The 20,083-nt window shown below is 74.3% G+C and carries 17 protein-coding genes; 10 read left to right on the top strand and 7 right to left on the bottom strand.

The window, feature by feature from the left end; all coding sequences use genetic code 11:
* Positions 1-4 precede the first annotated feature (4 nt).
* From thrC to paaN, 3 genes are all read left to right on the top strand, one after another.
* Entirely contained in the window at positions 5-1,294 is a 1,290-nt protein-coding gene (gene thrC, locus KSK32_RS08900) for a threonine synthase (RefSeq protein WP_216930246.1), read from the top strand.
* Between the two features lie 381 nt (positions 1,295-1,675).
* Entirely contained in the window at positions 1,676-2,695 is a 1,020-nt protein-coding gene (locus KSK32_RS08895) for a GNAT family N-acetyltransferase (protein WP_216930244.1), read from the top strand.
* Positions 2,696-2,747: 52 nt separating this feature from the next.
* A complete protein-coding gene (paaN, locus tag KSK32_RS08890) occupies positions 2,748-4,421 on the top strand; it encodes a phenylacetic acid degradation protein PaaN (protein WP_216930242.1) in 1,674 nt (557 codons plus the stop codon).
* 70 nt (positions 4,422-4,491) lie between these two features.
* On the opposite strand, the gene KSK32_RS08885 is transcribed toward paaN, so the two are convergent.
* Entirely contained in the window at positions 4,492-5,007 is a 516-nt protein-coding gene (locus KSK32_RS08885) for a GNAT family N-acetyltransferase (protein WP_216930240.1), read from the bottom strand.
* 216 nt (positions 5,008-5,223) lie between these two features.
* Here KSK32_RS08885 and KSK32_RS08880 point away from each other — a divergent pair, with 216 nt between their 5' ends.
* From KSK32_RS08880 to groL, 3 genes are all read left to right on the top strand, one after another.
* Complete coding sequence (locus KSK32_RS08880; protein WP_013288855.1) at positions 5,224-5,427, top strand: cold-shock protein; 204 nt, start codon at positions 5,224-5,226, stop codon at positions 5,425-5,427.
* A 289-nt stretch (positions 5,428-5,716) separates the two neighbouring features.
* The gene (locus KSK32_RS08875) at positions 5,717-6,847 is read left to right on the top strand and encodes a hypothetical protein (RefSeq protein ID WP_289256521.1); all 1,131 of its coding nucleotides are present in this window, start codon (positions 5,717-5,719) and stop codon (positions 6,845-6,847) included.
* 274 nt (positions 6,848-7,121) lie between these two features.
* Positions 7,122-8,744, top strand: a complete 1,623-nt coding sequence (gene groL / locus KSK32_RS08870; protein WP_216930231.1) for a chaperonin GroEL — start codon at positions 7,122-7,124, stop codon at positions 8,742-8,744.
* 72 nt (positions 8,745-8,816) lie between these two features.
* Here groL and KSK32_RS08865 read toward each other — a convergent pair whose 3' ends face one another.
* The 3 genes from KSK32_RS08865 to KSK32_RS08855 all read right to left on the bottom strand — a co-directional run bounded on the left by KSK32_RS08865 (position 8,817) and on the right by KSK32_RS08855 (position 12,565).
* A complete protein-coding gene (locus tag KSK32_RS08865) occupies positions 8,817-9,113 on the bottom strand; it encodes a hypothetical protein (protein WP_216930230.1) in 297 nt (98 codons plus the stop codon).
* Positions 9,114-9,183: 70 nt separating this feature from the next.
* Entirely contained in the window at positions 9,184-10,110 is a 927-nt protein-coding gene (locus tag KSK32_RS08860) for a GNAT family N-acetyltransferase (protein ID WP_216930229.1), read from the bottom strand.
* 43 nt (positions 10,111-10,153) lie between these two features.
* A complete protein-coding gene (locus tag KSK32_RS08855) occupies positions 10,154-12,565 on the bottom strand; it encodes a S8 family serine peptidase (protein WP_216930227.1) in 2,412 nt (803 codons plus the stop codon).
* 68 nt (positions 12,566-12,633) lie between these two features.
* Between KSK32_RS08855 and KSK32_RS08850 the strand changes: the two genes are divergently transcribed.
* Complete coding sequence (locus KSK32_RS08850) at positions 12,634-14,451, top strand: glycerol-3-phosphate dehydrogenase/oxidase (RefSeq protein WP_216935932.1); 1,818 nt, start codon at positions 12,634-12,636, stop codon at positions 14,449-14,451.
* Positions 14,452-14,517: 66 nt separating this feature from the next.
* A complete protein-coding gene (locus tag KSK32_RS08845) occupies positions 14,518-15,015 on the top strand; it encodes a hypothetical protein (RefSeq protein ID WP_216930226.1) in 498 nt (165 codons plus the stop codon).
* A gap of 1 nt (position 15,016) precedes the next feature.
* Here the strand turns inward: KSK32_RS08845 and KSK32_RS08840 are convergent, their stop codons facing one another.
* Positions 15,017-16,417 (bottom strand): FAD-binding oxidoreductase, encoded by a 1,401-nt coding sequence (locus KSK32_RS08840; protein ID WP_216930225.1) that lies wholly within the window; start codon positions 16,415-16,417, stop codon positions 15,017-15,019.
* A gap of 33 nt (positions 16,418-16,450) precedes the next feature.
* Between KSK32_RS08840 and KSK32_RS08835 the strand changes: the two genes are divergently transcribed.
* Positions 16,451-16,783, top strand: coding sequence for a DUF4031 domain-containing protein (locus KSK32_RS08835; protein WP_216930224.1), 333 nt, complete (start codon positions 16,451-16,453; stop codon positions 16,781-16,783).
* Here the strand turns inward: KSK32_RS08835 and KSK32_RS08830 are convergent.
* Positions 16,709-17,344 carry a metal-dependent phosphohydrolase gene (locus tag KSK32_RS08830; RefSeq protein WP_216930223.1) on the bottom strand — a complete coding sequence of 212 codons (636 nt, stop codon included), beginning with the start codon at positions 17,342-17,344 and terminating at the stop codon, positions 16,709-16,711. The genes KSK32_RS08835 and KSK32_RS08830 overlap by 75 nt on opposite strands.
* 69 nt (positions 17,345-17,413) lie before the next feature.
* On the opposite strand from KSK32_RS08830, the gene KSK32_RS08825 reads away from it, so the two are divergent.
* The gene (locus KSK32_RS08825) at positions 17,414-18,667 is read left to right on the top strand and encodes an aromatic acid exporter family protein (RefSeq protein ID WP_216930222.1); all 1,254 of its coding nucleotides are present in this window, start codon (positions 17,414-17,416) and stop codon (positions 18,665-18,667) included.
* A gap of 126 nt (positions 18,668-18,793) precedes the next feature.
* Here the strand turns inward: KSK32_RS08825 and KSK32_RS08820 are convergent, their stop codons facing one another.
* Positions 18,794-20,056 (bottom strand): aminotransferase class V-fold PLP-dependent enzyme, encoded by a 1,263-nt coding sequence (locus KSK32_RS08820; protein ID WP_216930221.1) that lies wholly within the window; start codon positions 20,054-20,056, stop codon positions 18,794-18,796.
* Positions 20,057-20,083: the final 27 nt, after the last annotated feature.

Here is a 20,083-nt window from a genome sequence, read left to right as displayed (position 1 = left end):
CGACATGACGTCGACGCTTCCCGTCGCCACCGGTATCGACACCACCCTCAGCCCGGCCCGCGCCCTGGTCTGCCGTGCCTGTTCGGCGCGGTACCCGCTCGCCGCGCAGCACGCCTGTTACGAGTGTTTCGGGCCGCTGGAGGTCGACTACGACACCGCCGCGCTGGCCGCCGTCACCCGCGAGCAGATCGAGGCCGGTCCGGAGAACATCTGGCGGTACGCGGCGCTGCTGCCGGCCGGTCAGGACCCGGCCACCCGGGTCACGCTCGACCCGGGGCTGACGCCGCTCGTCGCCGCCCCGCACCTCGCGGCCGAGCTGGGGCTCACCGCGCCGCTCTGGGTGAAGGACGACAGCGCGAACCCCACCCACTCGTTCAAGGACCGGGTCGTCTCGGTGGCGCTCACCGCGGCCCGTGCGCTCGGCTTCACCCGCTACGCCTGCGCCTCCACCGGCAACCTCGCCAACTCCGTCGCCGCGCACGCGGCCCGTGCCGGCGTGCCGTCGGTGGTCTTCATCCCGAGCGACCTGGAGCAGGGCAAGGTCGTCACCACCGCGGTCTACGGCGGCGACCTGGTCGCCATCGACGGCTCGTACGACGACGTGAACCGGCTCTGCGGCGAGCTGGTGGAGACCGACGAGTTCGAGGACACCGCGTTCGTCAACGTGAACGTGCGGCCCTACTACGCGGAGGGCTCCAAGACGCTCGGCTACGAGGTGGCCGAGCAGCTGGGCTGGCGGATCCCGGCCCAGGTGGTCATCCCGATGGCCAGCGGCGAGCTGCTCACCAAGATCGACAAGGCGTTCGCCGAGCTGGTCGAGATCGGGCTGGTCGAGGCGCCGGCCGGGGGCTGGAAGGTGTTCGGCGCGCAGTCGGCCGGCTGCAACCCGATCGCCACCGCGCTGCACGGCGACACCGACACGATCGTGCCGGTCAAGCCGGCCGGCATCGCCAAGTCGCTGAACATCGGCGACCCGGCGGCCGGGCTGTACGCGCTGGAGGCCGTGCGGCGTACCGGTGGCTGGATGGACTACGCCGACGACGACGAGATTCGCGCGGGCATCCGGCTGCTCGCCCGTACCACAGGGGTGTTCGCCGAGACGGCGGGCGGCGTGACGGTCGCGGTGCTGCGCAAGCTGGTCGAGTCGGGCCGGCTCGACCCGGCCGCCGAGACGGTGGTGTTCAACACCGGTGAGGGCCTGAAGACGCTCGACGCGGTGGCCGCCCAGGTCGGGCCCTCCCACCGCATCAAGCCCAGCCTCCGCGCCGCCCGCGACGCCGGCCTCCTGGCCTGACCGGCCCGCTCTCCCGCCGCCGGCGCGGTGATCAAGGAGAAAGTGTCGCCGGCCGGGCCGTTTCGGGACACGAACTCCTTGATCACCGTTGCGGCCGGGTGGCCGGGCGGGGGAGGTGGGGCTCGCCCGGGTGGGGGATCGGGTGAGACCGGTGGGTAACCGGTGATGTGCGGTGAGTGCCAGAAAACCGCCCTCAAGGACTTGACGGCAGGAACCGGACGGCGCAAGATGCTTCGTGCGGGAGGGCATCCGCCGGAGACTTTTCAAGTTCTTGCGACCCAACGCCGGAGGCGTTGTGCGGACGTCCCTCCCGACCAACTTCCGAAGAGGCCAGCGGAAAACCGCTGGCCTCTTCGCTGTGCCCGGCGCACCCTCGGTGGCATGACACTCACCGTGACGCCGCTTGATCCCGCCGACCGGCAGACGCTCGACGCGGTGTACCGGATCGCGCGCGCGGCACGAGCCGTCGACGAGCCGGACCTGCCCGACCCCTGCCGGCGGCGGTTCGAGGCGCCGCTGTGGCACCCGATGCCCGGCATCGACACGCGCTGGCTGGTGGCCCGCCTCGACGGGATGCCCGCCGGGTGGCTCCGGCTCTACCTGCACACGATCGACAACACCGAGAACGCCAGCGTCGAACTGACTGTCGACCCGGCGTACCGGCGGCAGGGCATCGGGCGCACGCTGCACGAACACGGCGTCCGGCTGCTGCGGGAGCACGGCGGCAAACGACTCGTCGGCTCCACCGTCGCCGCGCTGCCCGGCGAGGAAGGGCGGGTCTTTCCCGGTGCCGCATTCGCCGCCGCCATGGGCGCCAAACCGGCGCTGGCCGACGTCCGCCGCCGCCTCGACGTGGCCGGACTCGACCGCGACCGGCTCGCCGCGTCACTCGCCGAGGCCCGCGCCGCGGCGACCGCCTACCGGCCGGTGCGGTGGCGCGACCACACGCCCGAGGAGTATGTCGCGGACGTCGCCTACCTGGAGGGCCGGCTGCTGCTCGACGCGCCGATGGGCGAGCTGGGCTGGGAGCCGGAGCAGATGGACGCGGCGCGGATGCGGGACGCGGAGCGGGCGCTTGATGCCCGGGGCGTACGCCGCTACAACACCGGGGTGGTGCACGAGGTGACCGGCCGGCTGGTCGGGTGGACCCAGCTCGGCCTGGACGCGAGCAGCACCGACCATGCCTGGCAGGAGATCACCCTCGTCGACCCCGATCACCGCGGTCACCGGCTCGGCCTGCTCTGCAAGGCCGGGAACCTGGTGTACGCGCTGGCGCACGAACCGGCGTTGCGGGCCGTCGACACCTGGAACGCAGCCGCGAACCGGCACATGATCGCGATCAACGAACAGCTCGGCTTCCGCCCGGCCGCCGGCTCGATCGACTGGCAGTTGACCATCTGAGTTGTGACACGCCCCTACTGATCTGGTGCCTTTCTGTTGCATGATGGCGGGCATGACGGAGACCCCGCACCCCCTGTACGACAGGCACCGCGAGACCCTCGACCGGGCGCTGACCGCCATCGCGGAACGCGGGTACTGGTCGGCCTACCCCGAGTCGCCCAGCCCCCGGGTGTACGGCGAGAGCGCCGCCGCCGACGGCAAGGCCGCCTTCGAGGCGTACCTGGGCGGGGACTTCCCGCTCGACCAGGCCGCAGACGGCACCGGCGTGGCCACCGAGGTCAGCCCGTTCGGGGTGGCGCTGGACGTGCGCTACCCGCACGCGGGCGCCGACCAGCTGGTGTCCGCCGCGAGCGCCGCGCTGCCCGCCTGGCGCGACGCGGGCCCGCAGGCCCGGGCCGGTGTCTGCCTGGAGATCCTGGACCGGCTGCACCGCAACGTGTTCGAGCTGGCGAACGCGGTGCAGTTCACCAGCGGTCAGGCGTTCGTGATGGCGTTCCAGGCCGGTGGCGCGCACGCGCTGGACCGGGCGCTGGAGGCGGTCGCCTACGCGTACGCCGAGATGACCCGCCACCCGGGGACCGCCGGCTGGGAGAAGGCCGCCGGCAAGGGCGACCCGCTGCGCATGGCCAAGACGTTCCACGTGGTGCCGCGCGGGGTCGCGCTGGTCATCGGCTGCAACACGTTCCCGACCTGGAACTCGTACCCCGGTCTGTTCGCCTCGCTCGCCACCGGTAACCCGGTGGTCGTGAAGCCGCACCCGCGCGCCGTGCTGCCGCTGGCGATCACCGTGAAGTACGCCCGCCAGGTGCTCGCCGAGGCCGGCTTCGACCCGAACCTGGTGCAGCTCGCCCCCGAGACGGACGGCGAGAAGCTCGCCACCACGCTGGCCCTGCACCCGGCCGTGAAGATCGTCGACTTCACCGGTTCCACCGAGTACGGCGACTGGCTGGAGGCGAACGCCCGGCAGGCCGCCGTCTACACCGAGAAGGCCGGCCTGAACACGGTGGTGATCGACTCCACCGACGACTTCGCCGGGCTCTGCCGCAACCTCGCCTTCACGCTGACGCTGTACAGCGGCCAGATGTGCACCACCTCGCAGAACCTGCTGATCCCGCGCGACGGGATCGAGACCGACCAGGGTCACAAGAGCTTCGACGAGGTGGCGGCCGGGATCGCCGGCGCGGTCGCCAAGCTGACCGCCGACCCGGCCCGAGGCGTCGAGCTGACCGGCGCGATCGTCAACGACGGCGTGCTGGAGCGGCTGGAGGAGGTCACCAAGGTCGGCGAGCCGGTGCTGGAGTCGCGCACCGTCGAGCACCCGTCCTTCCCCGGCGCGGTGGTGCGTACGCCGACCGTGGTGAAGCTGGACGCGTCCGACACCGCCACCTACTCGCGGGAGTGGTTCGGGCCGATCTCGTTCGCCATCGCCACCGACTCCACCGAGCACAGCCTGCGCATCCTGCGCGAGACGGTGGGGGAGAAGGGCGCGCTGACCGCGGGCGTCTACTCCACCGACGAGGCGGTGCTGGACGCGGCCGAGGCGGCGGCGATCGACGCCGGGGTGCACCTGTCCTGCAACCTGACCGGCGGGGTGTTCGTCAACCAGTCGGCGGCGTTCTCCGACTTCCACGGCTCCGGCGCGAACGCGGCGGCCAACTCGGCGCTGACCGACGGCGCGTACGTGGCCAACCGGTTCCGAATCGTGCAGAGCCGCCGGCACGTCTGAGAAGGAGGGGCCCCTTCTTAACGCCTCCGGTAGAGGAGGGGCCCCTTGTTAACGCGCGGGGCGCGCGGGCTCAGGCCGGCCGGCGCATCTGGAGTTCGTACAGGCCGGTGATCCGGGGGTGCGGCACCCGTACCCCGGTGTCCACGAAGCCCAGCTTCTGATAGGCCCGGTAGGCGCGGTCGTTGCCGACCACCACCTCCATCATCAGTTCGGGCCGTCCGCAGGCGCACGACCAGGCCGCCACCTCGTCGACGAGCGCCGCCAGCAGGCCGCTGCCCCGCCGGGCCGGCGTCACGTAGACCGCGTAGACGAGCGTCAGGCCCGGCTCGTCCGGCGCGGCGACGCCGCCGGCGTGGCCGACCAGGCGCCCGCCCGGATCGGCCACGAACTGCGCGTTGTGGTCGCCCCGGGAGACGGCCGCGACCCGGGCCGCGAACTCCGTGTGCGGCCGGGCGGCGGCCTCGGCCACCGTCTCCAGGAACGCCAGCGGGGAGTCGGCCAGCATCTCCAGCCGGAGCGCCCGCATCCGGGCGGCGTCGGTCGGCCGGACCCGGTGGACGGTGGTCGTGGTGCTCACGCTGGTCATGCCGCATGCATACCGGACGGCGCGCGGGGGGTGTGCGACAGGCCCGGCCACCCCCGAATATGCCCGATTTGTGGTCGTGCGCGGTCGTCACGCCTCGTGTAGCGTGCGATTTCGGTCACCGAATTCAGCGTTACCGATCGCTGGGCCGGTGCGCCGCCGGTGCCGGTCCGCCGGTCTCCGGGTGTTGGAACGCCGCGTAGAGTGAGGAAGTGCACCGTGGCACAGGGCACCGTGAAGTGGTTCAACGCCGAAAAGGGCTACGGCTTCATCGCCGTCGACGGCGGGCAGGACGTCTTCGTCCACTTCTCCGCGATCGAGATGGACGGTTACAAGGCGCTCGACGACGGCCAGCGCGTCGAGTTCGAGATCGCGCAGGGGCAGAAGGGTCCGCAGGCCGAGCGGGTCCGCGTCATCGCCTGATCTGCGGCGGGCGGTGCTCCCGTGACCGGACCCCGGACCGGGGCTGCGTTACGGCCGACCAGCATGGAAGATCATGAGCCGTTCCAGCCGTAGTCGCTGAGGAGGGCCCATGTCCGATCTGCCCCCGTCGGGTTCCACCGAGCCGGCGGCGTCCGGCCCTCCGGCCGACCCGACCGCGCCCCCGCCGTCTGCCGCCGGGCCGGCACCGGGACCGTCGGGGACCACCGGAGGCGGCACGCCCGCCTCCGGTGCGTCCGGCGCCGACCCGTGGGCCGGTCATACCGGCCCCGTGCCGATCGTCCCGGAGTACGACAGCCCGCAGCCCGGCACCCCGAACCCGGCGACCCCGCCCGGATGGACCGCGCCGGGTGACGCCCCACCCGGCCCCACCCCGCAGGGCTGGAACGTGCCGCCGGGCACTCCGCCGCAGGGCTGGAACGCCCAGGGAACTCCGCCGCAGGGCTGGGGCGGTCCCGCGTACCCGGGCCATCCGATGCCCGGCGCGGCCTATCCGGTCCCCGGCGCGGTGTATCCGGTGCCGGCCGGTCCCGGGGCGTACGCCGGCTGGTATCCCGGCATCGACCCGCAGGATCCGCTCGTCAACCCGCCGCACGCGGGCATCGGTCCCTGGTTCGCCCGCTGCACCGCCGCGCTGCGGCGCGGCTGGCGGCAACTGCTGCCGATCGTGCTGCTCACGCAGGTCGTCCCGGCGGCGGTGATCGGTGTCCTCACGCTCGTCTTCAGCCCCGAGGGCGAGCTGGCGACCGCCCCGGACGGCGCGCCGGTGCTGCCGGCCGGCTTCTGGGGGCAGATGTTCGCCTTCTACGGCGTGCTCCTGTCCGCCGGGCTGATCTTCGGCCTGCTCCAGGCGGTGGGCTGGGCCGCCGGCACCTGGGTGGTCACCCGCCAGGCGGCCGGCGAGCCGACCGGACTCGGCGCCGCCTTCCGGTACGGGCTGCGCCGCGCCCTCGGCCTGTGGGGCTGGACGCTCCTGGTCTCGCTGCTGGTCACGCTGGGTGCCTGCTTCTGCCTGCTGCCCGGCCTCTACGCCGCGTTCGCGCTGGCCCTGTTCGGTCCGGTCTACCTGTTCGAGCGGCGGGAGCCGGTCGGGCGGGCGTGGCGGATGTTCCACAGCCGGTTCGGGATGGTGCTGGGCCGGGTCGCGCTGGTGATGGCGGTCCTGTTCGCGGCGACGGTGCTGGACGCGGTCGTGGGCGGCATCAGCGGGGCGGTGTTCGGCGTCGAGCCGATGAAGGCCGTCGGCACCGCGATCGGCGCCGTGGCGTTCGCCGTGTCCGGCGCCCTGCTGGCCGCCCCGGCCTACCTGGCGCAGCAGGTCGGGCTGGTCGTCACGTACGCCGAACAGCGGGCTCAGGAAGGCCCGGTGAACGCGGCCCGGCTGGCGGCGGAACTCGGCTGAGCGGGGCTGTCGTGCTTGCACTCGGCTAGGGAGAGTGCTAAACAAGTCATTGGCACTCGCGTACGGTGAGTGCCAGAAGGTCGGGGCGGTAGGGCCACGGTCGCGCCGGTGTCCGAAGGGACGCCGGAGCGGTACGAGGCCGGTCGTCGCGGGCTGTCCGGCCCGACCGAGGAGACGTCGTCGTCGCCAGGTGGCGACGTCCCCAAGGTGCGTACACCAGACGGCCCATCCGGGTATCCGGGTGGCCCGTGAGTGTCCAGGAGGACAACGCCGTATGGCCAAGATGATCGCGTTCGACGAAGAGGCGCGCCGCGGCCTCGAGCGGGGCATGAACCAGCTCGCCGACGCCGTGAAGGTGACCCTCGGCCCCAAGGGCCGCAACGTCGTGCTCGAGAAGAAGTGGGGTGCCCCCACCATCACCAACGATGGTGTGAGCATCGCCAAGGAGATCGAGCTCGAGGACCCGTACGAGAAGATCGGCGCCGAGCTGGTCAAGGAGGTCGCGAAGAAGACCGACGACGTCGCCGGTGACGGCACGACGACGGCGACCGTCCTGGCCCAGGCCCTGGTCCGTGAGGGTCTGCGCAACGTGGCCGCCGGCGCCAACCCGATGGCCCTGAAGCGGGGCATCGAGGCGGCCGTGGCCAACGTCTCGGAGGAGCTGCTCAAGCTCGCCAAGGACGTGGAGACCAAGGAGCAGATCGCCTCCACCGCCTCCATCTCCGCCGCCGACCCCAGCGTCGGCGAGATCATCGCCGAGGCGATGGACAAGGTGGGCAAGGAAGGTGTCATCACCGTCGAGGAGAGCAACACCTTCGGCCTGGAGCTTGAGCTCACCGAGGGCATGCGCTTCGACAAGGGCTACATCTCCGCCTACTTCATGACCGACCCGGAGCGTATGGAGGCCGTCTTCGACGACCCGTACATCCTGATCGTCAACAGCAAGATCTCGTCGGTGAAGGACCTGCTCCCGATCCTGGAGAAGGTCATGCAGTCGGGCAAGCCGCTGCTGATCATCGCCGAGGACCTGGAGGGCGAGGCCCTGGCCACCCTGGTGGTCAACAAGGTCCGTGGCACCTTCAAGTCGGTCGCCGTCAAGGCGCCGGGCTTCGGTGACCGCCGCAAGGCCATGCTGACCGACATCGCCATCCTCACCGGTGGCCAGGTCATCAGCGAGGAGGTCGGCCTCAAGCTGGACGCGACCGGCCTCGAGATGCTGGGCCGCGCCCGCAAGGTCGTGGTGACCAAGGACGAGACCACCATCGTCGACGGTGCCGGCGACGCCGAGCAGATCCAGGGCCGGGTGAACCAGATCCGGGCCGAGATCGACAAGAGCGACTCCGACTACGACCGGGAGAAGCTGCAGGAGCGTCTGGCCAAGCTGGCCGGCGGTGTTGCGGTGATCAAGGTCGGCGCGGCCACCGAGGTCGAGCTGAAGGAGCGCAAGCACCGCATCGAGGACGCCGTCCGCAACGCGAAGGCCGCCGTCGAGGAGGGCATCGTCCCGGGTGGTGGCGTCGCGCTGGTGCAGGCCGGCAAGACCGCCTTCGACAAGCTGGACCTGGCCGGCGACGAGGCGACCGGCGCGCAGATCGTCAAGATCGCGCTGGACGCCCCGCTGCGGCAGATCGCCGTCAACGCCGGCATGGAGGGTGGCGTCGTCGTCGAGCGGGTCCGCAACCTCGACCCGGGTCACGGCCTCAACGCCGCGACCGGCGAGTACGTGGACCTGCTGGCCGCGGGCATCATCGACCCGGCCAAGGTGACGCGTTCCGCGCTGCAGAACGCGGCCTCTATCGCCGCGCTGTTCCTCACCACCGAGGCCGTCGTGGCGGACAAGCCGGAGAAGAACCCGGCCGCCCCGGCCGGTCCGGGTGGCGGGGAGATGGACTTCTGAGTCCAGCTCCACCCAGTACGCCGAAAGGGGGCGGGCCGCGTCAGCGGTCCGCCCCCTTTCCGCGTGTCCGGCTCAGGTGGGCAGCGGGCGCTGGTTGCGCCGCTTGTGTGCCCGGTCGTACGGCGGTGGGAGCCGCCTCGGCTCGTCCACCGGCTGCCGCGGCTCCTCGACCGGTGGCCCGTCGCCACCGGTCAGCTCGGCGAGCTGCTCGGCGTCGCCGACGTCGAGCCGGTCGAACGGGAGCTGACCGGGAAGCTCGTCGGACGGGCGCCGGCCGGGAAGCTCGTCGGACGGGCGCCGGCCGGGAAGCTCGTCGGACGGGCGCCGGGCCGCCGCCGGATCCTCGGCCCGTTCGTCATTCGTGGTCATGCACCGCCTCCTCTGCTCCGACCGTAGAGCCCGGTCGATGGCGAAGGAGGTCGAATGGCGCTATTGACGTCTATGCACCTTTGATGGCTTTCCGGTAGAGGAAGAACACCCGTTCGATCCGGGCGCCTGCCGCGTTCGAGTAGAACGGCACCGGCCCCACCCAGCCGATCTGCGCCGCGGTGATCCCGGCGGCCGCCTGGTCGCGCAGGCAGCGGCGCAGCAGCACGCCACCGATCCCGGAGCCCTCCGCCGCCGGCGCGGTGCCCATCGGGCCGAACCAGCTCGGCCGCGCCGACCCGTACGCGGCGAACCCGAGGATCTCGCCGTCCCGCTCGGCGAGGTGCACACCCGCTTCCGGCCGTCCCACCGAACCGGCCAGCTCACCGTCCCAGGTGCCGCCGAACGTGGACCGGGCGAACGCGGCGAGCGCCGGCAGGTCGTCGGAGCCGGCCCGGCGTACCGTCACGCCCCGCCCGGCCAGCCGCTGCTCGGCGGCCCCGGTGGGGCGCAGCGCCGCCGACCCCTCGGTCAGTTCGGCGGTCATGTTCCAGGCAGTACGGTCCTGCCGGTAGCCGAGCCGCAGGGCGGCGCAGACCGCCGGGGTGTAGCGCACGTCGATGCCCGGCCAGGCGTAGTGCGGCGGGTTGCCGGCGAGCAGCACCTCGGCGGCGCCGAGCGCGCCGAGCCGGCTCTCCGCCTCGGTCAGCAGCGTCCCGCCCACGCCCTGGCGGCGCTCCCTGGGCGCCACCGCGACCAGGTCGACGTGGCCTAGGCGCGGATCGGCCGCCGACAGCGACCCGACGAGTACGCCCACCAGCACGCCGTCGCGTACCGCGCCGAGGCGCAGCACCGGGCGGTCGGAGGCGGCCCGCTCCGACACGGTGACCACCACAGCCGACGCCTCGGCCGCGTCCTCCGGCAGGTCGAACGACAGCCGGCACAGCTCGACCACCTCGGGCAGCCGCTCCCGGCCCAGCTCGATGATCTCCACGTCCATGGACGCCGACCCTAGGGCATCAGGAGACCAATGGACAGGGTTGTTAACCGGCCGCCGCCGGCCGGGCCGCCCGCACCGCCGCGTACGCGTCCACCAGGCCGGCGCCGGAGGCGTCTTGTGGTCCGCCGCAGGCGTCCGCCCCGGCGTGCGGCGTGACCGGCTGTGCGGTGTCGCGCAGGATCGACCGGGTCCGCTCCAGATCCCCGACCAGGGCCGGGTTCGCCGACCACATCAGCGCCACCACACCCGCGACCTGCGGCGTCGCCATCGAGGTGCCGTCCAGGGTGGCGTACCCGCCGCCCGGCATCGCGGACAGCACCGCGGCGCCCGGGGCGACCAGGTCCGGCTTGGCCCGGCCGTCCGGCGCCGGGCCGCGGCTGGAGAACCGGGTGACGCGCCGCTGCCGGTCCACCGCTCCGACGGTCAGCACGTCCCGGTACGGCGCGGGCGGGTCCGCGATCGAGCCGCACGTCGGGCCGGTGTTCCCGGCCGCGGCCACCACCAGGATGCCGGCCGCGGTCAGCGCGGCGGTCGCCGGTCGCAGCGCCCCCGGGTCGCAGCCCTCCACCGGCGGGCAGCCCCACGAGTTGGTGAGCACGTCCGGGGCGCGCGAGGGACGGCCGTCGGTGAGCGGGTTCCCGCCCTCGGGGAACGGGGCCAGCATGAACTGGAGGCAGTCGAGGTAGCGGGCCGGGCTGCCCATGTTGCGGTCCAGGTTGACGCAGCCGACCCAGCTCGCACCCGGCGCCACGCCGATCCCGTCCCGGCCCACCGCGCTGCCGAGCGTGTGCGTGCCGTGGCCACCCCGGTCGGCCGGGGCGCGGCGGCCCTCCCACGGGTCGTACCAGGAGTCCTCGCCGCCCCGGAAGCCACCCGCGAGCGCCGGATGCCGGCCGTCCACCCCGGAGTCGGAGCTGCCCACCACCACGCCGGACCCGGTGACGCCCAGCTCGGACCAGACCCGGTCCGCGCCGATCAGCGAGACGTTCCAGGCCGGCCCGGCCGGCGCCGGCGCGTCGCCGCGCGCCTGCGGGGCGGGCGCGGGCAGCGGGCGCACTCGCTGGCTGACCAGCACCCGGGCCACCTCGGGACGGCTGGACAGCCAGGCCCGCACCGCCGGCCCGCCGTCCGTCTCGATGGCGTTCACCAGGTAGTACGGCGTCGGGTTCAGCCGCATCCCGGTCAGCGTGCGGCGCAGGTCGCCCTGCGTACGGTCGGCGGTGGCCACCAGCCGCCGGTAGACCTCCGTCGCCCGGGCGTCCCGCCCGGCCCGGCCCGGCGTCCCGGCCGGCAGGCCGGTCAGGTCGGCCTGCTCGCGCAGCACCACCAGCAGCCGCTCGCCGTACAGTCCCGGCCGGCCGGGGACGACGTACACCACGGCGACGGCGGCGAGCAGCGCGGCGGCGGCCAGCGCGGCCGGACCGCGCCGGGGCGCGCGGGCGCGGGACCGGGCGAGCAGCACGCCGTACCCGACGGCCAGCAGGACCGCGACGGCGAACGCCACGCCGGTGCCCGCCGCGACCCAGAACGGCACGTCGCGGGTGGCGGACAGCAGGAGGCTGATCTCCTCCGGGTCGGTGAAGGCGAGCGGCCCCAGCAGGGCGAGCCCGACCAGCAGGCGCGCCGGCGCGCCCCCGGCCGGGCGGCCCGCGTGGCGGGCCGCCGCCTCCAGCGCGGCCAGCACGAAGCCGAGCGGCGGCAGCAGGAACAGCGCCGGCAACTGCACGCCCGACTGCCCGGCGCCGGCCGCGAGCGGCGTCAACGCCACACCCGCGACCAGACCGCCGACGAGCACCAGCCGGGCCGGACCCGGCCCGAACGCGGCCCAGAAACCGGCGCCGAGCAGCGCCCCGGCGAGCGCGCCCAGCGCGGCGGCGGCCAGGCCCGCGAGCAGCGTCTCCAGTGCCCCGCCCAGCGCGCCCACCCAGACCCACGGCAGCAGCACGGCCAGTCCGGCCGCGATCGCCAGCAGCGACACCGGCCCGAACCGGCCCGCCGCGACCGCGTCCACCACGACCGGTGGCCGGACGCGGCCGAGACGGACGGCGACGAGCGCGAGCACCGCGGCGGTCATCGCGAGCGCGGCCAGGTACGCCTCGTGGTGCACCGGCGGCACCGTCCGCAGCGCCGTGGTCGCGCCGAGCGCGACCACGGCGGCGGTCCAGGCACGGCCGCTCGCCCGCAACGCGGGGGAGCGGGGCGCGAGCGCCAACGCCAGCGCCGGAGCGCCGGCCAGCAGCACGGTGGCCACCGCGACCACGGGCCAGCCCACCACCGGCCGGGCCGCGCCGACGACCAGCGCCACCTGGTCGACCAGCCAGCCGGTGATCTGGCCCGGCACGGTGACCAGCACGATCCACACCCCGGTCGCCGCCGCCGCGACGACCGGCCACGGACCGGTCTCCCGCGGAGGCGGCGGTACGGAAGCGAGCGGCGGACCGGTGAGCATGGTCATCACGGTACGGCCGGGCCGTGTCGCCGTGCGCCCGGGACGGTTACCGTGGACTGGTGCGTGACCCGAGTGTGTCCCGATCCACGGCCGGCCGGCTCTCCGCCGAGCGCCGCGCCGACGACCTGCGCCGGCTCCGGGCGGAGCGGTTCGACGTGCTGGTCATCGGCGGTGGCGTGACCGGAGCGGGCGCTGCGCTCGACGCCGCGTCCCGAGGGCTGAAGGTCGCCCTGGTGGAGGCACGCGACTACGCCGCCGGCACGTCCAGCCGGTCCAGCAAGCTGATCCACGGCGGCCTGCGCTACCTGGAGCAGTTGGAGTTCCACCTGGTGCACGAGGCGCTCACCGAGCGCGGGCTGCTCGCCACCCGGCTCGCACCGCACCTGGTCCGGCCGGTGCCGATCCTGGTGCCGCTCCCTGCCGAGGGTGGCGCGCGTGACCTGCCCCGGCGGTTCTTCCGCCGCTCCTACTACGGCCTCGGCGTGGCCGCGTACGACGCGTTCGCCGGGGTCTTCGGCGGCGGGCGCGGCATGCCGCTGCACCGGCACCTCACCCGCGAGGGCACCCGCCGGATCTTCCCCAGCCTCCGCCCGGACAAGCTGGCCGGCGCGATCCGCTACTACGACGGCCAGGTCGACGACGCCCGCCTGGTGGTGACGCTGGCCCGTACCGCGGCGAGCCTCGGCGCGACTGTGGTGACGAGCGCCCGCGCGGTCGGCCTGATCCGCCAGGCCCGGGAGGTCACCGGCGTGCGGGTCCGCGACCTGGAGGCGCCCGCCGGTTCGCCGGACGCCGAGTTCGAGGTACGCGCGCGCACCGTGATCGCCGCCACCGGCGTGTGGAGCGACGACATGTCGCGGATGCTCAACGACGTCGGGCTGCGCCCGAAGCTGCGGGTCCGGGCCTCCAAGGGGGTGCACCTGGTGGTGCCCCGCTCGGCCATCGTCGGCGAGACCGGCCTGATCCTGCGTACCGCGACGAGCGTGCTGTTCGTGATCCCCTGGGGCGGGCACTGGATCATCGGCACCACCGACACGGACTGGCAACTCGACAGGTCCCACCCGGCGGCCACCGCGAGCGACATCGACTACCTGCTGTCGCAGGTGAACACCGTGCTGGACCGGCCGCTGACCACCGCCGACATCGAGGGCGTCTACGCCGGGCTGCGCCCGCTGCTGGCCGGCGAGGCGGACTCCACCTCCAAGCTCTCCCGTGAGCACGCCGTGGTGGAGCCGATGCTCGGCCTGCTGCTGGTCGCGGGCGGGAAGTACACCACCTACCGGGTGATGGCCTCCGACGTGGTCGACCGCGCGATGCACCGGCTCGGCCGGGTCCGCTCCTCGCGTACCGCCGACCTGCCGCTGCTCGGCGCCGACGGGTACGCGGCCATGTGGCGGGACCGGGCCGACCTGGCCCGCCGGCACGGGGTGGCGGTGGGCGTGGTCGAGCACCTCCTGGAGCGCTACGGCACCCTCACGCTCGACCTGCTCGCCCTGGTCGACGCCGATCCGCTGCTCGGCTCGCCGCTGGCGGGCGCGCCGGAATACCTGGCCGCCGAGGTGACGTACGCCGCCCGCGCCGAGGGCGCGCTGCACCTGGAGGACGTGCTCACCCGGCGTACCCGGATCTCGATCGAGACCAGCCACCGCGGCCTGGAGTCGGCGGAGCACGCCGCGGAGCTGATGGGCGCGGTGCTCGGCTGGGACGCGGCGACCCGGGACCGGGAGGTCGCCCACTACCGGGCGCGGGTGCTGGCCGAACGGGAGTCCCAGCTCATGCCGGACGACATCGCGGCCGACGCGGCCCGCCTCGGCGCGCCCGACGTGCGCGGATTCGCGGCCGACCGGGGCACCGACGGGCCGGGCGTCGAACTTCCGGCCTCCCCCAGGTAGGCGATCCCCGACCCGAGCCGCTCGGCCGCTGGTGCGCGCTACCTACGGAAGTGTAGGTTTCCGGGCGTGGTTCGCCCGTCCTGGTTGCGCGTCCCCGCCCTGTGCGTCGTCGGCCTGCTGGCTCTGACCGGCTGCTCCTTCGGCCGGGCCGAGGGCACCACCACACCCGGAGCGGCGGGCACGGCGAGCCCGACACCGGACGGCAGACGCGTGTCCCTGGTGCAGCGGCTCGGCGACGGCCCGGTCCGCAACCTGGACGTGGACCCGTCCGGCCGCTGGCAGTGCCGCGACTGCGCCGGTGACGGCGTGGACGCCACCGGCAGGCTGAGCCCGGAGCAGTCCCAGCGGCTCCAGCGGATGCTCGCGGACCCGGCGATCGGGAAGGAGACCGACGAGGCCCGCGGCTACAAGCAGGGCTGCATCGGCGTGCTGACCTCGACGCTGCTCGTGCCGCCGGACCTGACCGTCACCATTCAGGACTGCCCGGGTGAGCCGAAGCCGAAGGTGGCCTACGACGTGCTGCTGCTCGTCACCCAGGCCACGCCCGCGGAGGACAAGGGCTGACTCAGATCACCTTGCCGGGGTTGAGCAGCCCGGCCGGGTCCAGCGCCGCCTTGATCGCCTGGTGCACGCGTACGCCCACCGGGCCGATCTCGCGGGCCAGCCAGTCCCGCTTGAGCAGCCCGACGCCGTGCTCCCCGGTGCAGGTGCCGCCCAGTTCCAGCCCCAGCCGCATGATCTCGTCGAAGGCCCGCCGCCCCCGGGCCAGGCTGCCCGGGTCGGCCCGGTCGACGACGATGTTCGGGTGCATGTTGCCGTCGCCCGCGTGACCGACCACCCCGATCGGCACCTGGCACGCCTGCGCGATCCGGGCCACCCCGTCGAGCAGTTCCGCCAGCCGGCCGCGCGGCACCGCCACGTCGTCGATGACCAGGCCGCCGTTGCCGCCCGGGAACGTCTCCGCCGCGAACCGTTCCATCGCCGGATGGGCCAGCCGCCGGGCCTGGAGCAGGGCCGCGGCCTCGGTCGCGTCGGTGGCCGCGTAGACCTCGTCGGCGCCCGCCGCGATGCACACCTCGGACAGCCGGGCCAGGTCGTCGGCGGCCCGGGCGCCGGTGTCGACCGCGGCGAGCAGCAGCGCCTCGGCATCAGTGCGCAGACCCATCGGCCGGTACGCCTCGATCGCCCGCAGATGCGTCCGGTCCAGCAGTTCCAGCAGGCTCGGGGTGAGGCCACGCTCGGCGATCCCGGCGACCGCGCCACCGGCCGTCGCCACCGTGGGGAAGACCGCGACCAGGGTCAGTGACTCCTCCGGGGCCGGGCGCAACGCCACAGTCACCTCGGTGATCACGCCGAGCGTGCCCTCCGAGCCCACGAAGAGGCGGGTCAGGTCGTACCCGGCGACCCCTTTGGCGGTACGCCGCCCGGTGCGAAGCACCTCGCCGGAGGCGAGCACCACCTCCAGGCCCAGCACGTACTCGCTGGTCACGCCGTACTTCACGCAGCACATGCCGCCGGCGTTGGTGGCCACGTTGCCGCCGATGGTGGACGACTCCCAGGAGCCGGGATCCGGCGGATACCACAGGCCCCGCTCCCGTACCGCGCGGGCGAGCGCCGCGTTCACCACGCCCGGCTGCACCACAGCGATCCGGCCGACCGGGTCGATCTCCCGCACCGCGTCCATCGCCACCGTGCTCACCACCACCGCGCCGGCGACCGCGTTCGCCGCGCCGGCCAGCCCGGTCCGCGCGCCCTGCGGCACCACGGGTACGGCGTGCCGCCCGGCCGCCCGGACCACAGCCACCACCTCATCCGTGTCACGGGGGCGTACCACCGCCAGCGGGGTGGCCGAGTCGCACAGGTCGGCCTCGTCGCGCGCGTGTCCGGCCAGCAGATCCGGGTCGGTCAGCACGGCGGCGTCGCCGAGCGCGGCCCGCAGGTCGTCGAGGAGGGGATGGGCGGCCATGCCGGGAAGGCTACCGGCGTACCGTCTGTTGCCGTGCTCTACCTGGACCCGCCCGCCGTGCCCTGGCGCGGCCGGCTCTGGTCGCACCTGATCAGCGACGTCTCGTACGCCGAGCTGCACGTGTTCGCCGAGATGCTCGGCGCGCCCCGGCGCGGCTTCGACCGGGACCACTACGACGTGCCCGCCGAGCGGTTCCGGGCGGCGGTCTGGCTCGGCGCCACTGTCGTGCCTCCGCGGGAGATCGTCCGCCTGCTGCGGGACGCCGGTCTGCGCCGCCCGAAGCACCGCGTCTCAGGTGAGCGCGGCCAGCTCCCGGGACAGGTTGGCCCGGGCCGGAGCCTCCCAGCGGGCGTGCGGCTCGGGTAGGCGGTAGAGCGCCGGCAGGGCGAGCAGGTGCCGCAGCACCGCGGCCCGGCCGGTGCGGAAGTCCGGTTCGGCCACGTGCGCGTACTCGGCGCGGATCGCGTCGGTGTACCCGTCGTAGCGCTCCGCCGAGGCCGCCAGCACCGCCAGGTCCGCGTCGCAGAGCAGCGCGCCGTCCGGGTCGTCCGGCCCGACCACGTGGCCGGCGGTGAGCAGCACCAGACGGCGTACCCCGGTCACCGTCGCGGCCGGGAGCCCGGCGGCGGCCAGCAGCTCGCCGGCCAGGTCGGCGCTGGCCCGCTCGTTGGCGTCGCCCGCCGCGCGCGGGTCGTAGACCGCGTCGTGGCACCACGCCGCCAGCCGGACCAGGTCCGGGTCGCGGGCCAGGCCGGCGTACGCGTCGACCACGTCGAGCACCGACCGCAGGTGCCCCTCGTCGTGGTAGCGCCGGTGCGGCTCCCGCCAGCCCGCCAGGAGCCGGGCGCCGGCCCGGTCGACGCCCGCCGGATCGGTCGCGCCCGCCGCCCGTGCCGTGTCGCGCCAGCGTGCCGTCAGGTCGTCCATCGGGTGCAGTCTGCCCCACTCCGGCCCGGGCGGAGGGATTCAGCCGGGGCGGTACGGGTAGTACCGGCCATGGCCCGGGACGGACGACTCAAGTTCCTGCGTCGCGGCAAGCTGCCCAACGGGCTGGTGGACCGCGACGGGCAGCGGATCGCCTCCGCGATGGAGGAACTGCGGCACCGGGGCAAGGCCACGCTGCACGACCGGCTGCACCGGGTCCGTACCGCCTTCGGCCTGGCGGTGCAGGCCGGGCTCGCCGCCGGCCTGGCGTACCTGATCGCGCACCGGGTGCTGAAGAACCCCCAGCCGGTCTTCGCCCCGATCTCCGCTGTCGGCACGCTCGCCGCCTCGGTCGGGCAGCGGTTCCGGCGCACCGTCGAACTGATCGTCGGGGTGGCGGTCGGCGTGCTCGTCGGCGACGTGCTGATCTACTTCCTCGGCACCGGCGCGTGGCAGCTCGCGCTGGTGGTGACCTCGGCCATCCTGCTGAGCATCTTCGCCGGGGCGAGCGTCGCCATCGTCATCCAGGCCGCCGCCACCGCGGTGCTGATCGTGACGCTCAGCCCGTCCACGGAGAACCTGGAGTTCCCCCGCTTCATCGACGCGCTCCTCGGCGGCAGCATCGCGCTGCTGGTCACCGCCATCCTGCTGCCGCTCAACCCGCTACGGGTGATCAACCGGGCCGCCCGGCCCGCGCTGGACCTCCTCGCCGGCCAGCTCGACGCCTGCGCCGAAGCGGTGCGCAGCCGGGACCGGGACGCGGCCCAGCAGGCGCTGTTCCGCCTGCGGGAGAACAAGGAGGAACTGGCCGCGCTCTCCGAGGCGATCGAGGGCGCGAAAGAGACCAGCACGCTCTCCCCGGCCCGCTGGCACCGGCGCAGCGAGCTGACCCACTACGCCGAGGCGGCCGAGCCGATCGACCGGGCCATGCGCAACAGCGGCACGCTGATCCGCCGTGCGGTCACCATGATCGAGGACTCCGAACCGGTCCCCGAGCCGATGCCGGACGCGATCGGTCACCTGGCCGAGTCGGTACGCCTGCTCCGGCAGGAGTTCGCCGCCGGGCAGGAGCCGCAGGAGGCCCGCGAACGGTCGCTGCGCGCGGTGAGCGAGGCCGGGCGGGCGTACGCCGAGGGGGTCGGCTTCTCCGGCAGCGTCGTGATCGCCCAGGTGCGTACCACGGCGAGCGACCTGATGGTGGCCTCCGGGATCGAGCAGGAGGAGGCGAACCGGCTGGTACGGCAGGCGTTCGGCGAGAACCGCCAGGGCGAACCCGCGGCCCGGAACCCCGCCGCTCACCCGCCCACAGCCCCACCCGTCGGCTGACCCCGCCCGCCTGGCTGATCGGTGGCCCGAGTGGCGCGTTGATCATGAGGTTGGCTGCCGGGAAAGCGCTTTCTGGGGCGGTCAACCTCATGATCGACGGAGCCGGGCGGGTGAGGGCGGAGTGGGCTAGGGGAGGTGGGTCAGGGCGGTCAGGAGGGCGTCCACCTGCGCCTCGGTGGTGCCGAGGCCGAGGCTGGCGCGCAGGGCGGTCTCCGGCAGGTCGGTGCGGCCGGTCCGGGCGGCGGCCTCGGCCAGCAGACGCCGGGTCAGCGGGTGCGCGCAGAACAGGCCGTCGCGTACCCCGATCCGGTGCCGGCTCGCCAGATGGGCGGCCACCTCGGCGGAGTCCCGCCCGGCGACCACGAAGCTGACGATGCCCACCCGGGGCGCTTCGGGGGAGAACATGCGCAGCTCCACCACGTCCGGCAACGCGGCCAGGCCGGTACGCAGCCGCGCCAGCAGCGCCTGCTCCCGGGCGTGCAGCGCGTCCCGGTCGGCCGCCCCGAGCGCCTCGCAGACCGCGGCGAGCGCCACCGCGCCGAGCAGGTTCGGGGTGCCGGCCTCGTGCCGGGCCGGGCCGGTCGTCCAGCGCACCTCGTGCGTCGCGGCGCCGACGTGGCTGGTGGCTCCGCCTCCGGCCAGGTACGGCGGGGCCGCGTCCAGCCAGTCCGCGCGCCCGGCCAGCACGCCCGCGCCGAACGGGGCGTACAGCTTGTGCCCGGACAGCGCCACGTAGTCCGCGTCCAGCGCGGTCAGGCCGACCGGGGCGTGCGGGGCGAGCTGCGCGGCGTCGACCAGGATGCGGGCGCCGTGCCGATGGGCCACCCGGGCCAGCTCGGCGACCGGCAGGCACTCGCCGGTGACGTTGCCGGCGCCGGTGACCGCGACCAGCACGGGCAGGCCGGGCCGCGCGTCCCGGGCGAGTTCGCCGAGCGCCGCCGCGAGGGACCGGACCGCTCCGGCCGGGCTGTCCGGCACCGGCAGCCGTACCGAGCCGCGCGGCCAGGGCAGCAGGTTGGCGTGGTGCTCGCCGCCGAACGTGATCACGGTGGTGCCGGCGGGCAGCGCCCGGGCCAGCAGGTTCAGCGCGTCGGTGGTGTTCCGGGTGAAGATCACGTGATCGTCGGAACGGGCGCCGAGGAAGTCGCCGACCGTCTGCCGGGCCCGCTCGTACGCCAGTGTGCAGCGCCGTGACAGCGCGCCCGTGCCGCGGTGCACGCTCGCGTACCAGGGAAGGAGCTCGGCCACCGCGTCGGCCGCGGCCCGCGCGCACGGCGCGCTGGCGGCGTGGTCCAGGTTGATCTCCCCCGGTACGCCGAGCACGCCGAGCGGGTCGGGCCGGGCCGGCGCGGGCAGCACGGGCAGCGAGGGTACGAGGGTGACGGTCATGCCGGAGCCTCCCGGGTCACAGGGACC

The organism is Micromonospora sp. WMMB482, from assembly GCF_019038635.1.
GTDB classification, from domain to species: domain Bacteria; phylum Actinomycetota; class Actinomycetes; order Mycobacteriales; family Micromonosporaceae; genus Micromonospora; species Micromonospora marina.
This window is presented reverse-complemented; position numbering and strand designations above follow the sequence as displayed.